Annotated in this window: 13 protein-coding genes; 1 reads left to right on the top strand and 12 read right to left on the bottom strand. The window is 44.1% G+C overall.

The window, feature by feature from the left end; genetic code table 11:
- Nucleotides 1-22 precede the first annotated feature (22 nt).
- From CWM22_00920 to CWM22_00890, 7 genes are read right to left on the bottom strand one after another with little or no spacing between them, the layout of a single operon-like run.
- The gene (locus tag CWM22_00920; protein ID AUC90591.1) at nucleotides 23-553 is read right to left on the bottom strand and encodes a competence protein ComGG; all 531 of its coding nucleotides are present in this window, start codon (nucleotides 551-553) and stop codon (nucleotides 23-25) included.
- Entirely contained in the window at nucleotides 531-965 is a 435-nt protein-coding gene (locus CWM22_00915; protein AUC90590.1) for a prepilin-type N-terminal cleavage/methylation domain-containing protein, read from the bottom strand. The genes CWM22_00920 and CWM22_00915 overlap by 23 nt, the downstream gene beginning before the upstream one ends.
- The gene (locus CWM22_00910; GenBank protein AUC90589.1) at nucleotides 952-1,245 is read right to left on the bottom strand and encodes a Type II secretory pathway, pseudopilin PulG; all 294 of its coding nucleotides are present in this window, start codon (nucleotides 1,243-1,245) and stop codon (nucleotides 952-954) included. Before CWM22_00910 ends, CWM22_00915 begins: the two co-directional genes overlap by 14 nt.
- Nucleotides 1,217-1,624, bottom strand: coding sequence for a type II secretion system protein (locus tag CWM22_00905; GenBank protein AUC90588.1), 408 nt, complete (start codon nucleotides 1,622-1,624; stop codon nucleotides 1,217-1,219). Before CWM22_00905 ends, CWM22_00910 begins: the two co-directional genes overlap by 29 nt.
- Nucleotides 1,605-1,886, bottom strand: a complete 282-nt coding sequence (locus CWM22_00900; protein AUC90587.1) for a competence protein ComG — start codon at nucleotides 1,884-1,886, stop codon at nucleotides 1,605-1,607. The genes CWM22_00905 and CWM22_00900 overlap by 20 nt, the downstream gene beginning before the upstream one ends.
- A gap of 1 nt (nucleotide 1,887) precedes the next feature.
- Nucleotides 1,888-2,916 carry a competence protein CglB gene (locus CWM22_00895; GenBank protein ID AUC90586.1) on the bottom strand — a complete coding sequence of 343 codons (1,029 nt, stop codon included), beginning with the start codon at nucleotides 2,914-2,916 and terminating at the stop codon, nucleotides 1,888-1,890.
- Complete coding sequence (locus tag CWM22_00890; GenBank protein ID AUC90585.1) at nucleotides 2,837-3,787, bottom strand: competence protein CglA; 951 nt, start codon at nucleotides 3,785-3,787, stop codon at nucleotides 2,837-2,839. Before CWM22_00890 ends, CWM22_00895 begins: the two co-directional genes overlap by 80 nt.
- A gap of 85 nt (nucleotides 3,788-3,872) precedes the next feature.
- Here CWM22_00890 and CWM22_00885 point away from each other — a divergent pair, with 85 nt between their 5' ends.
- Nucleotides 3,873-4,823, top strand: coding sequence for an LD-carboxypeptidase (locus CWM22_00885; protein ID AUC90584.1), 951 nt, complete (start codon nucleotides 3,873-3,875; stop codon nucleotides 4,821-4,823).
- A gap of 34 nt (nucleotides 4,824-4,857) precedes the next feature.
- Here the strand turns inward: CWM22_00885 and CWM22_00880 are convergent, their stop codons facing one another.
- The 5 genes from CWM22_00880 to CWM22_00860 all read right to left on the bottom strand — a co-directional run bounded on the left by CWM22_00880 (nucleotide 4,858) and on the right by CWM22_00860 (nucleotide 15,959).
- Complete coding sequence (locus CWM22_00880; GenBank protein AUC90583.1) at nucleotides 4,858-5,223, bottom strand: DUF1033 domain-containing protein; 366 nt, start codon at nucleotides 5,221-5,223, stop codon at nucleotides 4,858-4,860.
- A gap of 151 nt (nucleotides 5,224-5,374) precedes the next feature.
- The gene (rpoC, locus tag CWM22_00875; protein AUC90582.1) at nucleotides 5,375-9,022 is read right to left on the bottom strand and encodes a DNA-directed RNA polymerase subunit beta'; all 3,648 of its coding nucleotides are present in this window, start codon (nucleotides 9,020-9,022) and stop codon (nucleotides 5,375-5,377) included.
- Between the two features lie 181 nt (nucleotides 9,023-9,203).
- On the bottom strand, nucleotides 9,204-12,776 hold the full coding sequence (gene rpoB, locus CWM22_00870) for a DNA-directed RNA polymerase subunit beta (protein ID AUC90581.1): 3,573 nt from the start codon (nucleotides 12,774-12,776) through the stop codon (nucleotides 9,204-9,206).
- Between the two features lie 337 nt (nucleotides 12,777-13,113).
- Nucleotides 13,114-13,341, bottom strand: coding sequence for a hypothetical protein (locus tag CWM22_00865; GenBank protein ID AUC90580.1), 228 nt, complete (start codon nucleotides 13,339-13,341; stop codon nucleotides 13,114-13,116).
- Nucleotides 13,342-13,535: 194 nt separating this feature from the next.
- On the bottom strand, nucleotides 13,536-15,959 hold the full coding sequence (locus tag CWM22_00860) for a transglycosylase (protein AUC90579.1): 2,424 nt from the start codon (nucleotides 15,957-15,959) through the stop codon (nucleotides 13,536-13,538).
- Between the last annotated feature and the right edge of the window lie 108 nt (nucleotides 15,960-16,067).

The following is a 16,067-nucleotide window of genomic DNA, read 5'->3' as shown; positions in this document are numbered from 1 at the left end:
CTTTGCACCAAAAAGGGAGCGACTAGCCACTCCCCTCAGGTACTATTTTAAGCGGAAATTGATAGTGATAGGGTCCTACCTTCTCTAAGGCTACGATAATCGTTACTTGCTTATTTTTGACATGATAACTAGCCTGACCCTCTTGAAAAGCGACTGTTCCCTTATCTTCTATTGGTTTACTTTCTACATTTTGAGTAGACGATGTGTCAACTGATTTTGTAGCTGATTCTGGCCTAGTGCTAGTTGTTTCTTGTACCTCCCCTTCTTCCTTAATATTAGCCGTATCACTAGCAGCTACTTCAACTCCCTTCTGTTGTTCTGTTTGACTTGCTACCTTCTTGGCAATCGCTACACGCTCTTGTAATTCCTCTTCAACCTGATCCAAGACCATCTGGGCCATGATATAGGCTGTCGCTTCTTGCCTTGCCACCTGAACCAAGCGACTTTCGGCTTCTTGGCGGTGGAGATAAAACTGAAGCAAGAGACTAAAAACCGCCAACATCAAAAGGGCATAGAGCAGGATACCCGCCTTAACTTTTTTCTTTAAAAGCATAGATAAAGGTCCGCTCCTCTCCGTTTTTAAAGCTAAAGTCGATACGCACCAGCTGGTTTTTTTGGGAAATAGCTGCGCTGTCTACTTGATAAATCATGGGCTGATAGCCCTGTCCCCTGTCATTTGTTTTCCGAAAATCATCCGACCGTGACTTGCCAAAGGCTAAAGCCTGTTCGCCTTTGTTGACATAGACCTTGCCATTTTCAACCTTGACCAATTCAGCCTGGTCCCACTCCGACCGCAATTGACTAGAGAAGACCAACCATTCCTTTTGAACAGTCTGACCTTGGTAATGCGCTTCTTGAACCAACAGTTTTGACAAGCCTTCAAAGACCAGAAGACTTCCTGATAGGATGACTAAGGCTACCAAGCATTCCAAGAGAGTAAAAGCGGGAATTTTACTTTTTAACAACCGATAAAACCTCCTTTCCCTCGTGGAAAACAATCATCTTATCCGCCGTTCGTTGAACCTGAACTGTAACACCGTTTAAGGCTAGGTTATCTTGCCCGATCTGAACAGCCATCTGTGCTAGATTGAGAACCTCCTGTTGTTCCAATTCCCAAGCCTGTCGCCTACGACCTGCATCCACAGCTGACAAAATCAAGCTGCAAATAGTCACTAGGGTCGCAAGGGCAACCAGACTTTCTAGCAAAATATAAGCCTTATTCTTCTGTTTTCTTATAGCGACCACTCCCTATATATAATTGATATGTGACTGTCTTTCGACTAAGCCGAAAACGAATTTTAGACAGTGAGGAATTTCCTCCATTTTCTTCAAATTTGATATTTTTCTCCTCCAAGACCTCTACGTTTCTGGGCACCTCTACAGCCTGATAACCATTTGTAACTTCCTGTCCACCGATAGCAAGGTTCACTTTTTGATGGGAACTGGCTGCCAATTTCTGACTGTCTTTATAGATGGCCTCAAATTCCCAGAGAAAAATTTCTTCCTGAACAGACCGAAAGACCGTTTGTACTGTTCCCGACAGGCTGATTGCCAGAAAACTGACAACCAACAAGGTCAGCAGGCTTTCAAATAGGGTAAAAGCCTTATTTTTTCGCCTTAGCATACTGCTCCGCTTGTTTTTCAGTAATATAGCCATCCGCTTGCAAGTCTGCCACCGTTGCTTCCTTGTCATGTTCCAATTCATAGAGCTCCATCTGGCTCTCTACTACTTTGACAACGGCAGCATTTCCTTTCTCTTGAACAGCTGCTTTTTGCTTGCTCAAATTAGGCACAAAAATGAGCAAGAGCAGGCTAATAATACCCAAAACAACTAACATTTCCACCAGAGTGAAAGCTTTCTTTTTTAATTTCAACAATTTTTTCATTTTATAACTCCATATTTTGATAAATCGGCAGCAACATGGCTGCGTAGATGAGAACGACCATTAAGGCCACAAAGAGAAAGACCAGCGGTTGAATCAGCTGCATGGCTCTATTGACCCGAGAGAAAAAATCCTCCCAACACTCAGCCGCATAAACTGTCAACTCGCTCCCCAACTTAGACTTGACCTGACCATACTCGGCAATCAAACTCAGCTCCCGCTTAAAAAAGGCGTAGGTCTTAATGTGTTCGTGAAAGCTCTGACCATTGGAAAGCGACTGCTCCAGGTCCTGGCCAATCTCCTGAAAGAGTTGCGATTGCTGCGATTGCATCAAGCCCACAATCTGCGGCAGGTCCAAACCTTGCCCAATCAAACTCCCCCACTCCCTGGCGTAATAGGCCGTCAGGTAGGTTTGGATGAGTTTTCCGAAAAATGGCAGAGCTGCTAAGCAGGAAAAGACCTTGATTTTGTTAGTTTTTCGAAACCAAACCAGACTAGACATGACCGCCACTAAACTCAGACCACAAAGGGACAAGAAGATAGTCGGCAGATGGTTGATCAGCACGGTCGCTACATTACCTTCCTCCAACTGGGGCAGAAGATAGTTTTTCAAGCCCAGCATTATCAAGAGCAGAAAACCAAGCAAGATTATCGGATAGGTCGCTACCTCAATCAGCTTTTTACGAACCTTGCTGACATTTTCCAGATAGGACTGGATATGGCTCAAACTCAGGCTGGTATTGCCATGAACCTCTGCCAGAGCCACCTGTGTGACCACCGCATCTGAAAACCGCAAATCCGCTAATAGGCTTGAAAAGGGTTTGCCTGCAAGCAACCCATCTGACAAGACCTGAGTGTAGGGATCTGCCAGAAGCTGACTACGCTTGAGGAAATCAACAATCTCCCCCAGATGAAAACCACTAGCAAAAAGATTATTGAAAAGCTCAATGACCTTACGCTGGCGAGCCAAGGGCAATTTTTTCTGTTTCTGCCTGCCGAAGACTGATATGTCCTGCTGCAAAAAGCCGATCAATTTGCGCATTCCACTGGTCTGCGGAATGGTTTTGGTAATTTCCCTTTGCAAAATCTACTACACCTCCTCCCCCGATCAAGCGTTGATAGGCAATGCCTTGAAGGGCATTATTTAACTCTTCAGGACTGACCCCCAATTCCAACATACGAGCATAGACACCCGAAATAGACCTTGCGTGAACCGTTGAGAAAACGGTAGCTCCCGTCAGGCTGGCTCGAATGACTGCTCGAGCTGTTTCCGCATCCCGAATTTCACCGATGATGAGCAGGTCCGGTCGATGACGCAGGGATAATTTTATCAAATTGTCGTAGGTGGCTCCGATGGCTTCATTGAGCTGGAGTTGCAGCATGTCCTCCTGCTTGATTTCGACTGGATCTTCAATGGTCAAAATCTGCTTGTCTGGGAATTTCAGCCTGGCAAGATGGTACATAAGCGTGGTCTTACCAGAGCCGACTGGACCCGAAAAAAGGTAGAGCCCTCGTCCCTTGATTTCTTCTGCAAGCCGCTCGGCCGCCTCAAACCAGAACTTGAGTTCCTTGTCATCGTCATAGAGTAGGCGGATAACCAGACTTTCCTTGCCACGATAATCACCGACAGTTGATAAGCGAAGTGAAATCTCTCCGCTCCCATAATCATAGTCACAGGAACCCTGCTGGCTACGGCGTTTTTCACCAACATTTAATCCTGCTAAAAACTTGAAATGGCTGATGATGGCTGTTACTTCCTCCTCAGCCACGTCTTGCACAAATTCCCGCTCGTCCATGATACGATGGTAGACTTGGTAACACTCACCTCGAGGAACTAGATAGATGTCACTGACCCTATCTGCCACCGCCTCTTCAATCATCTTTCTTGCTTTTTCTTGAATCATACAACCTCCTCACCCTATCAATTCGTAAGGAGACTTGATTTTCCATACTTTTTTGTTAAAATAATAAAAAAGCTTGGAGGTTCCTATGAAAAAATTAAAAAAAGGCGACCACATACGCGTAGTCAGTCCTTCTTCGTCTATTGAAAGAATTGGTGGATTCGAGGCCAATCTTGTCGCCAAGGAAAAACTAGAAGACCTGGGATTCAAACTCTCCTTTTCAGAACATTATTTTGAAAATGATATGTTCGATTCGGCTCCAATTGCCAGTCGCGTTGCGGACTTGGAGGCGGCTTTTGCGGATGAGTCGGTCGATGCCATTTTGACAACCATTGGCGGTTTCAACTGCAATGAACTCTTGCCCTATCTAGATTTTGATTTGATTGCACAAAATTCGAAAATTTTCTGCGGTTATTCGGACACGACTGCCCTGCTCAATGCTATCTATGCCAAGACAGGCATACCAACCTACATGGGTCCAGCCTATTCAAGCTTCAAAATGGTGCAAGCCCAAGAGTATCAAACAGAAGCCTGGCTCAAGGCTGTGACACAAGACTCCTTTGACCTGACTCCGAGTCCAGAATGGTCTAGCGACGCTTGGTACCTACCAGACGCCTCTCGCACCTTTTACCCAACAGAATGGAAAGTCTACAATCCGGGCCAAGCCTCTGGTATTGCCATCGGCGGAAACATCTCAACCCTCAATCTGCTGACTGGGACAGAGTTCGCACCCAAACCGGACAAGTATATTCTCTTTTTAGAAGAGGCGGAAGACGACGATTATCTCATTATCTCTCGTCACTTGACTGCGCTTTTACAAGCCTATCCAAATCCGCAAGCGGTCGTCTTTGGACGATTTCCAAAGGAAACCAAAATGACCGAGGAGATTCTGCTGACCATTTTGGACAAACATCCTATTCTCAAAACTATCCCTGTTCTCTACGATTTGGACTTCGCCCATACCCAGCCACTCTTTACCATTCGGATTGGCGGGCATGTTGAGCTTGATGCGGAAGCATTTACTATCAGATTTAACTAAAAAGGATTGACCCGCAAAGGTCAATCCTTTTTTATTATTCATTTACACAATTATTTTGTTTTAATTTGCAGGGGCGCATACGAGGTTGCGTAGGTTGCTTAATAAAACCAGCCGGTAAATTTTCTCTCGCTTCTACCAACATCAACGAATGATACCGTTGTAAATATTCATCACATTCCTCACACCAATGCTGGTCTGATTCATCCCAAAAAGCCACCATTGTGCCATTCTTACTTTTCTTCATTGGAAAATCCTCTGATAGCCGTACCCACTCCTTCTGAAAAGCTTTTTGCGCATCCTCATAACGTTCATAGGTCTTTTTACTGACTATATCTTCTTCCCAACCATCTAAAAACCACCAGGGTTCAAAATCTCCATACATTCTAATAACTTGATACATAACACATACTTCCTTTTTCGTACACATTATATCGAAATCATCTGATTTAAGAAAACATTCTGCTTGTTAATTCCTTATCAAGTAATGTATGCGCTTCATTTCCGAATATCAAAAAGCACATCCCTAGAAAAGAGAGATGTGCCATCTTAATTTATTCAGTTACAGCTTCAAGCTCTGCTTCTGCTGCAAGCTCTTCTGCTACTGTGTCTTCAATGATTTCAACTTCATTGATGGCTTGTGGTTCAAGATTACGGTAGCGGGCCATACCTGTACCTGCTGGGATAATCTTACCGATAATAACGTTCTCTTTAAGACCGAGAAGGTTGTCACGTTTACCACGAATAGCAGCATCTGTAAGGACACGAGTTGTTTCCTGGAAGGATGCAGCAGACAAGAATGAGTTGGTTTCAAGGGAAGCCTTCGTGATACCCATAAGAACTGGACGAGCTGTTGCCGGAATACCACCAGCGATAACCACTTCAGCATTGGCATCTGTAAAGTCTGTGATATCCATGAGGGTACCCATGAGAAGATCTGTGTCACCTGGATCCATGACACGAACTTTACGAAGCATTTGACGAACCATTACCTCGATGTGCTTGTCGCCGATTTCTACACCCTGGCTACGGTAAACTTTTTGAACTTCAGAAAGAAGATAAGTTTCAACCGCCAAGACATCACGGACTTCGAGCAAGCGTTTTGGTTGGATAGAACCTTCGGTAAGGGCTGCTCCACGCGCAACTTGGTCACCCACTTCAACCTTCATACGGGCTGTAAATGGAACCACATATTCGCCTTCGCCAGTTACACCCTTAACAAAGACTTTCTTGGTACGAGTAGAAGCATCTTCTTCAATGGCGATAACTTCACCTTTGACCTCAGTGATAACCGCTTCCCCTTTCGGATTACGGGCTTCAAAGATCTCTTGGACACGAGGAAGACCCTGCGTAATATCGCTGTTTGAGGCTACCCCACCCGTGTGGAAGGTACGCATTGTAAGCTGTGTACCTGGCTCACCGATTGATTGGGCAGCGATTGTACCAACTGCTTCACCCACTTCAACCGCATCACCTGTTGCCAAGTTGATACCGTAACAATGACGGCAGACACCGTGACGAGTGTTACATGTAAATACGCTACGGATGGTTACTTGTTCAACACCTGCATTGACAATTTCACGGGCAATATCTTCAGTAATCAATTGGTTTGGACCGATGATGACTGCACCAGTTTCAGGGTGTTTAACAGTTTTCTTAGTGTAACGACCTTGCAAACGCTCTTCAAGTGGCTCGATCATTTCCTTGCCATCTGTGATAGAACGGATGTCAAGACCACGGTCAGTTCCACAGTCGTCTTCACGGATAATAACGTCTTGGGCAACGTCAACCAAACGACGAGTCAAGTAACCTGAGTCAGCTGTCTTCAAGGCCGTATCCGTCATACCCTTACGGGCACCGTGAGTTGAGAAGAACATCTCGAGTACCGAAAGACCTTCACGGAAGTTAGACAAGATAGGCAATTCCATGATACGTCCGTTCGGAGCTGACATAAGACCACGCATACCGGCCAACTGGGAGAAGTTGGAGATGTTACCACGGGCACCAGAGTCCATCATCATAACGATTGGGTTCTTAGGATCTTGTTTTTCAACCAGGCGTTTTTCCAATTTTTCCTTAGCGGAACGCCACTCATCTGTAACAGCTGTATAACGCTCGTCGTCTGTAATCATACCACGACGGAATTGTTTCTTGATTTGTTCTACACGTTCGTGAGATTCTTCAATAATCTCAGCCTTGTTGTCGATAACTGGGATATCGGCAATACCCACTGTCAAACCAGCAAGTGTTGAGTGATAGTAACCCAAGTCTTTCAAACGGTCAAGTAGGGCTGAGGTTTCAGTTGTACGGAAACGCTTGAAGATTTCAGCGATGATGTTACCGAGATTTTTCTTCTTGAATGGTGGGTTGATTGGCAATTCTGCAATAGCAGCCTTGATATCCGAACCTGGTTCCAAGAAGTATTTATCAGGAGTTCCTTCTGTCAAGTTGGCATTGTTTGGCTCTTGCAGATAAGGAAGTCCTTCAGGCATAATTGCGTTAAACAAGATTTTTCCGACAGTTGTCATCATAATCTTGTGTTTTTGATTGTCTTTCCAAGGCTTGTCAAGACTATCCGTTGCGATACCAACACGGGTATGCAAGTGAACATAACCATTGCGGTAAGCCATAACAGCCTCATCCGCATCCTTGAAGACCATACCTTCACCTTCACGACCAGCATCTTCCATGGTCAAGTAGTAGTTACCCAAAACCATATCCTGAGATGGTGTTACGACTGGTTTACCATCTTTAGGGTTAAGGATGTGTTCTGCGGCAAGCATAAGAATACGAGCTTCTGCCTGAGCTTCTTCTGACAATGGAACGTGAATCGCCATCTGGTCACCGTCAAAGTCGGCGTTGTAGGCTTCACAGACAAGCGGGTGCAAACGAAGGGCTTTACCGTCGATCAGAACTGGCTCAAAAGCCTGGATACCCAAACGGTGAAGGGTAGGTGCGCGGTTCAAAAGAACTGGGTGTTCTTTGATCACTTCTTCCAAGATATCCCAAATACGATCATCCCCGCGTTCAATCAAACGTTTTGCAGCTTTTACGTTACCAGCAATATCACGGGCAACGATTTCGCGCATGACAAACGGTTTGAAGAGCTCGATAGCCATTTCGCGTGGCACACCACATTGGTACATTTTAAGCGTTGGACCAACGGCGATAACGGAACGTCCTGAGAAGTCAACACGCTTACCAAGCAAGTTTTGACGGAAACGTCCTTGCTTACCTTTAAGCATGTGGCTGAGTGATTTAAGTGGACGGCTACCTGGTCCTGTAATTGGACGACCACGGCGACCGTTGTCAATCAAAGCATCCACAGCTTCTTGGAGCATACGTTTTTCGTTTTGTACGATGATACCTGGAGCGTTCAATTCCAAAAGACGAGCCAAACGGTTGTTACGGTTGATAACACGGCGGTAGAGTTCGTTCAAGTCAGACGCCGCAAAACGGCCACCATCCAACTGAACCATCGGACGCAAATCTGGTGGAATAACTGGAAGGATATTGAGAATCATCCACTCAGGCTTGTTACCAGATTTGTAGAAGGCATCCAATACATCCAAGCGGCGAACTGCTTTAATGCGTTTTTGACCAGAAGCTGTTTTCAATTCTTCTTTCAAAGCTGCGATTTCTTTTGGAAGATCGACTTGTTTCAAGAGGTCTTGAATGGCTTCTGCACCCATTTTAGCAACGAATGAACCATAGCCATATTCACGCAAACGCTCGCGGTATTCACGTTCTGTCATGATAGACTTGTGCTCAAGCGGTGTATCTTTCGGATCGATCACCACGTAAGCTGCGAAGTAGATAACTTCTTCAAGCGCACGTGGGCTCATATCCAAGGTCAAGCCCATACGACTTGGAATCCCTTTGAAATACCAAATATGTGAAATTGGTGCTTTCAACTCAATGTGTCCCATACGTTCACGACGTACTTTTGCACGAGTTACTTCCACACCACAGCGGTCACAAGTGATCCCTTTATAACGGATACGCTTGTATTTACCACATGAACACTCCCAGTCTTTTGTTGGACCAAAGATAACTTCGTCAAAAAGTCCATCACGTTCTGGTTTGAGTGTACGATAGTTGATTGTTTCAGGTTTTTTAACCTCACCGTAAGACCATGAACGGACCTTACTTGGTGAAGCTAACGTGATTTGCATACTTTTAAATCGATTTACGTCAACCACTAATAATCCCTTTCTTTTCTTGTGAGAGGCTGGATTTCCTCACCTCAAATTCTTGAATTATCTACATAAGGTAGGAGGAATAACCATTTCATTACTCTTCCATAAATCAAACGGATAAAGTCAGCCAGTCCTTGTCCTCATTATCACTAGAACAAGGACCAACTTCTTCCATCCAATTGAACTATTCTTTACCTTCTGCTTCTTCTGCTGCAAAGGCTGCGGCTGCGTCAGCTGCGGCTTTTGCACGTGCTTTTTCAAGATCATCTACGTGGATGATGTCATCATCTTCACCTTCATCAAGGTCACGCAATTCTACTTCATTGTTGTCTTCATCAAGGACACGCATATCCAAACCAAGTGATTGCAATTCTTTGACAAGAACGCGGAATGATTCTGGAACACCTGGTTTTGGAATTGGTTTACCTTTGGTGATGGCTTCATAGGCTTTCAGACGGCCTGTCACATCATCTGACTTGTAAGTCAAGATTTCTTGAAGGACGTTTGAAGCACCATAGGCTTCAAGGGCCCAAACCTCCATCTCACCGAAACGCTGACCACCAAACTGAGCCTTACCTCCGAGTGGCTGTTGGGTAACGAGTGAGTATGGTCCGACTGAGCGGGCGTGAAGTTTATCATCAACCATGTGGTGAAGCTTGATCATGTACATGACACCAACAGATACGCGGTTGTCAAATGGCTCACCTGTACGTCCATCGTAAAGAATGGTTTTGGCATCTGAATCCATACCTGCTTCTTTAACAGTTGACCAGAGGTCTTCTGAACTTGCACCATCGAAAACTGGTGTTGCGATATGGATGCCCAAGTTGCGAGCCGCCATACCCAAGTGAAGTTCCATAACCTGACCGATGTTCATACGTGATGGCACCCCGAGTGGGTTCAACATGATGTCAACTGGTGTTCCGTCTGGAAGATATGGCATATCCTCAACAGGTACAATACGTGAAACGACACCCTTGTTACCGTGACGACCGGCCATCTTATCTCCGACCTTGATCTTACGTTTTTGAGCGATGTAAACACGAACCAACATGTTAACACCTGATTGCAATTCATCACCGTTGGCACGAGTAAAGATTTTCACATCACGAACGACACCATCGGCACCGTGAGGTACACGAAGAGATGTATCACGTACTTCACGTGACTTATCACCGAAGATCGCGTGCAAGAGGCGCTCTTCAGCAGAAAGATCTTTTTCACCTTTTGGAGTGACTTTACCAACAAGGATGTCGCCTTCTTTAACTTCGGCACCAATACGGATAATCCCCATTTCGTCCAAGTTGCGAAGAGCATCTTCACCAACGTTTGGAATTTCGCGAGTGATTTCTTCAGGTCCTAACTTGGTATCGCGTGTTTCTGATTCGTACTCTTCCAAGTGAACAGATGTATAGACATCGTCTTTCACAAGGCGTTCAGACATGATAACCGCATCCTCGAAGTTGTAACCTTCCCAAGTCATGTAGGCAACGATAGGGTTTTGACCAAGAGCCATTTCCCCATTTTCCATAGAAGGTCCATCTGCGATGAAGTCGCCTTTTTCTACGATGTCGCCCAATTTTACAAGGGTACGTTGGTTGTAGGCAGTACCCGAGTTTGAACGACGGAATTTAGAAATGTGGTAGACATCAAGCGATCCATCTTCACGACGCACTTCTACCTTGTCCGCATCTGCGTAAACAACCTTACCATCGTGTTGAGCGATAATTGCCGCACCTGAGTCGTGGGCAGCCTGGTATTCCATACCAGTACCAACGTAAGGTGCTTTTGGATCAATCAATGGAACAGCCTGACGTTGCATGTTGGCACCCATGAGGGCACGGTTGGAGTCATCGTTTTCCAAGAAAGGAATACATGCTGTCGCAACGGCAACTACCTGCTTAGGAGAAACGTCCATGAAGTCTGCTGAATCTGCTGGGAACTCTTGGTTGTTACCTTGGTGACGTCCCATAACAATCTTATCAACGAAGCGGTTGTTTTCATCAAGAGGTGATGTTGATTGGGCTACGATGTAGGCATCTTCTTCATCGGCTGTCAACCAAACGATCTCATTTGTAACTGTACCAGTTGCACGGTCAATCTTGCGGTATGGTGTTTGGATGAAACCATACTTGTTGAGATGCCCATAAGATGACAAGTTGTTGATCAAACCGATGTTTGGTCCCTCAGGCGTTTCAATCGGACACATACGACCATAGTGAGTGTAGTGAACGTCTCGAACCTCATAACCAGCACGGTCACGAGTCAAACCACCAGGTCCCAGGGCTGACAAACGGCGTTTGTGAGACAACTCAGAAAGTGGGTTGTGTTGGTCCATGAACTGTGACAACTGAGATGAACCAAAGAATTCTTTGATTGCGGCTGTAACAGGACGGATATTGATGATTTGTTGTGGCGTCAATACTTCATTGTCTTGAACAGACATACGCTCACGCAAGTTACGTTCCATACGTGTCAAACCGATACGTACTTGGTTAGCAAGCAATTCACCAACGGCACGAATACGACGGTTACCCAAGTGGTCAATATCATCTACACGACCAAGACCCTCAGCCAAGTTGAGGAAGTAGCTCATCTCTGCCAAGATATCCGCAGGCGTTACTGTACGCACATTTTCAGCTGGATTAGCATTACCAATCACCGTCACAACACGTTCTGGATCCTTAGGAGCTACAATCTTGAATTTCTGCAAAAGAACTGGCTCAAGAAGAACAGCGTTGTCATTTGGAATGTATTCTACCAAGTTGAGCTCATCGAATTGTGCTTCTACTTTTTCAAGCACATCACGACTCAATACAGTACCAGCTTCCAAGACAATTTCGCCTGTCTCACCGTTAATCACATGCTCAGCAAGTGTTTGGTTGAGCAAACGAGTACGGAGGTTGAGTTTTTTATTAATCTTGTAACGACCAACAGGTGCCAAATCGTAACGACGTGGGTCAAAGAAACGAGCTGTCAAAAGGCTACGAGAGCTTTCAGCTGTCTTTGGTTCACCTGGACGAAGGCGCTCATAGATTTCCTTAAGCGCTTCATCTGTACGAGAATCAGCTGGGTTTTTATGAATATCTTTTTCAATGGTATTGCGAACCAATTCGCTATCGCCAAAGATGTCAAAGATTTCATCATCACCTGAGAAACCAAGCGCACGAACAAGCGTTGTGAACGGAATCTTACGCGTACGGTCAATACGAGTGTAGGCAATGTCTTTTGAATCTGTTTCCAATTCCAACCAAGCTCCACGGTTAGGGATAACCGTTGAACCATAACCTACTTTACCGTTCTTATCTACTTTATCATTGAAGTAGACACCTGGTGAACGAACCAACTGAGAAACGATGATACGCTCTGCACCGTTGATGATGAAGGTACCCATTTCAGTCATGATTGGAAACTCACCGAAAAAGACTTCTTGTGTCTTGATCTCGCCAGTTTCTTTATTCACCAGACGGAAAGTTACATAAATTGGAGCTGAGTAGTTTGCATCATGCGCACGCGCCTCTTCCAATGTGTATTTAGGCTCTTTCAATTCATAACCAACGAATTCCAATTCCATGGTATCCGTAAAGTTTGAAACTGGAAGTACATCTTCAAAGACTTCTTTCAAACCATAATCTAAAAAGTCTTGGAAAGAGTCCGTTTGGATTTCAATCAAATTTGGTAAATCAAGAACTTCCTTGATTCTTGAAAAACTACGACGGGTACGGTGCTTACCGTACTGAACTTCATGTCCTGCCAAAAGTTTTCTCCTTTGTAATAAGATACGAGACCGTGAAAACCAAAGTGAAAATAAGCGGTAAGTCCAAAATCTTTGATTTTGTAGACGCACCCTCGTCAGAACGACTAGGACTTTCTTGACAAATCGTCGAAGAAAGGCCAGACGTTTACGACGTTGGGAGTAACAAACCAAAGTAAATATTTCATACACTTTTTCACACAGGTTTTAGGTCGAGTTCAATTAAAAGATACGAGGACGTAAAATTCGAGAGAAAAATAGGAAATCAACGAAGTGTCATCAGACACTAGGAGATTTATCTTTTTTCCGACGAATTTAGTCCGAGTTCAATTAAAAGATACTAAGCCGTAAACAACTCAAAGAAAAATAAGCGGTAAGTCCAAAATCTTTGATTTTGTTGACGCACCCTCGTCAGAACGACTAGGACTTTCTTGACAAATCGTCGAAGAAAGTTCAGTCGTTTACGACGCCACGAAGTAAACAAAACCAAAGCACTACAAACCTTATCTTTTTTCACAGAGTTGTAGGCGAGTTCAATTAAAACAGCCAATAAATGACCAACATTCATCCTTTTTCTGAATTTTTAGAATCTTTAAGAATAGGTAACAATTCTCAAAAAAATTCCTCATAGACACAAAAAGAGCAGCTAAATCTTCCTTTGAAAAAGTTTGATTTAACTGCTGCAAGCCTTGTTTGGACAATATTTCAAACAAGACACACGACAAATAATTTATACTATTATAGCACAAGTACTAGGAAAAATCAAGGTGAATCATTATTCGCTTGCTCACTAGTTGCTGTTTGCGTTTCTGATGACTGGTTCGTGTTATTAGCTGAAGAACTCGTTCTACTCCGAGTCGAACTGCTTCGTTGGGTTGAGCTACTTGATGTTGGCGTTTGGGAACCGATAATTGTATTCCAAGCCTGTGCTCGGTCACTATCTGTCCCCCCAACCATGAAGTTATAACTTGTTACTGGTGCACCATTTTTAGCCCAATAACTAGTTGTCATCGCACCACCAACTGTTACTTGGCGCCCATTTACCTGTGTCGTCCCTGCACGTTGACCCGTAGAAACAACGACACTAGAAGCAATAACACTACTGTCTAATTCAAATTTTCCTGCGAACATATCCGCATTAACATTATAAAGCGCATCAACCATATGGGCCACATATTGTGAATTATTATGGTAGCCTGTCCAGACATACATTTCTGAGTTATCATCATTCCCAGCCCAAGTACCTAAAGTTACTCTAGGGGTTGATAGCATGAGCCACACGTCATTGACTTCATTACTTGTTCCCGTCTTACCGACGAAATCAGATGATGCTGCCTGTGGGTTTAAACCACTCAATCGACTCTTGAACGTCGTAGTATAACCAGAGTTGACAACCTGTCTCAAAAGCTGGTTCATAATACTTGCAGTTGCTTTAGAATAGACCTGAACCGGAGCTGCTTTATGCTGATACACTACTGTTCCATCAGAGGCAGTAATGCTTTCAACAATATAATGTTTGTTATAAACGCCACCATTTGCCAAAGTTTGATAGGCATTGGTATTTGTCAATACTGAAATTTCAACACCACCGCCCAACGGTACACTTTCAATATCGTACATAGGAATATGATAATTCATTTTATCCATGTACGCTTTGGCATCTACACCTGCATTTCTCATCATCTTATAGGTCCAAAAAGCAGGAATGTTAACAGAACGGTCAATAGCCGTCTGTAAGTTCATCATACCAGTACCACGTCCTGAACCATACATAATCGGTTGTCCACTTGAGAAGTTCGTTGGATAATCTGAAAGGATGCTAGCAGAACCTATCAAACCTTGATCAATCGCAATACCGTAAGCTAACAGAGGCTTGATGGTTGACGCTGGCGAACGAAGGGTATCAAAGGCATGATTATTTTGGTTGGTTGCATAGTCGCGACCACCCACAAATCCTAAAATAGCTCCTGTGGCATTATCAATTAAGACACTACCTGTCTCGACATATTCGTTTCCGTCATCCAAAACAGACCCATAGTTTGCCACAACAGACTGCATTGCCGCATAGATTCCTTGATCAACGGTACTCTTGATCGTATAGCCGCCTTGACTCAATTCTTGCTTAGCCAATTCTTCATAGGAAGCCTTGGTTTCATCGTTTTTCAAGTCATTTTCAGAAACCTTATCGCGTTTTACCAGATAATCAAACATAACCTCTTGCGCTTCTTCCATGACCTCGTAGTAGAGATAATCTTTCGTATCCGCCATTACAGGAGCTGGAGCAATAAAATCTTGTTTAATATCGTAAGCTTTGTAGGTTTCGTACTCTTCCTTGGTCAAGAATGACGCCCGATACATATTAAAGAGAACATCTTGATAGCGTTCAATACCGTAAACCATATCTTCATCTGATTTACGTGTTCCATCTGATGCATAGGGAGAATAAACAATCGGACTTTGCGGTAAGCCTGCAATAAAAGCAGCCTGCGGAACAGTCAAGTCTTTCGCTGGTTTACCAAAAATTCCCTGAGCCGCAGCTTCTACCCCTGCAATATTTCGTCCCTGATTATTTCGACCAAATGGAGAAACATTTAAGTAAATAGTCAAAATCTCTTCCTTGGTCATATTCCGCTCTAATGCCAAAGCCGAAACAATCTCATTAGCCTTACGCGTAAAGGTTGGAGCATCTCCGACAAGTTGCTGTTTTATCAATTGCTGGGTCAAGGTTGAACCACCGCTAGATGAACCTAGACCAACCGATCCCAGTGCCGCACGCAAAACAGCCTTAGGCACAACCCCATTATGGGTTTCAAATGTTTCATCCTCTGTCGCAATTACAGCCTGTTTTAGATAATTCGAGACCTCTTCCGAAGTAATAGGTACACGAAGCAGATCTGAATTAACTTCCGACACCAAGCTACCATCCGAATAGGTAACGGTGGAAATCCGACTAACTTCTGAAACCTTCGCTACCAGTTCCTCTGTTTTGGGAATCTTAACGTCATCAAAAAGACTAACCACGAAACCAATTCCTATGCCCGCACCAAAAAGACCGAATAGGAACACCAAGACAGCTACTGAATTGAATAATAATTTCAGCGTCCGAAGGAAAACTCCTACTACATCCCCTAGGCCTAGGGCACTGATTTTCTTTTTAAAATCTTGCTTATCTGATTTAGTCGCCATATTAACTCCTTATCGTTCCATTATACCAAATTTTGTTTATTTTCCGCAATTTCGTGGTATAATAGGGAGGAATTTTTTAAAATGAAGTTCGGTCCAAAAATCATATAA

Source organism: Streptococcus suis, from assembly GCA_002831545.1.
GTDB lineage: Bacteria > Bacillota > Bacilli > Lactobacillales > Streptococcaceae > Streptococcus > Streptococcus suis_P.
This window is presented reverse-complemented; position numbering and strand designations above follow the sequence as displayed.

Coding starts and splice junctions, on each gene's coding strand:
- CWM22_00890 (AUC90585.1), bottom strand. CDS start 3,787: ATGATTCAAGAAAAAGCAAGAAAGATGATTGAAGAGGCGGTGGCAGAT.
- CWM22_00900 (AUC90587.1), bottom strand. CDS start 1,886: ATGAAAAAATTGTTGAAATTAAAAAAGAAAGCTTTCACTCTGGTGGAA.
- CWM22_00860 (AUC90579.1), bottom strand. CDS start 15,959: ATGGCGACTAAATCAGATAAGCAAGATTTTAAAAAGAAAATCAGTGCC.
- CWM22_00865 (AUC90580.1), bottom strand. CDS start 13,341: ATGAATGTTGGTCATTTATTGGCTGTTTTAATTGAACTCGCCTACAAC.
- CWM22_00905 (AUC90588.1), bottom strand. CDS start 1,624: ATGCTAAGGCGAAAAAATAAGGCTTTTACCCTATTTGAAAGCCTGCTG.
- CWM22_00880 (AUC90583.1), bottom strand. CDS start 5,223: ATGTATCAAGTTATTAGAATGTATGGAGATTTTGAACCCTGGTGGTTT.
- CWM22_00920 (AUC90591.1), bottom strand. CDS start 553: ATGCTTTTAAAGAAAAAAGTTAAGGCGGGTATCCTGCTCTATGCCCTT.
- CWM22_00885 (AUC90584.1), top strand. CDS start 3,873: ATGAAAAAATTAAAAAAAGGCGACCACATACGCGTAGTCAGTCCTTCT.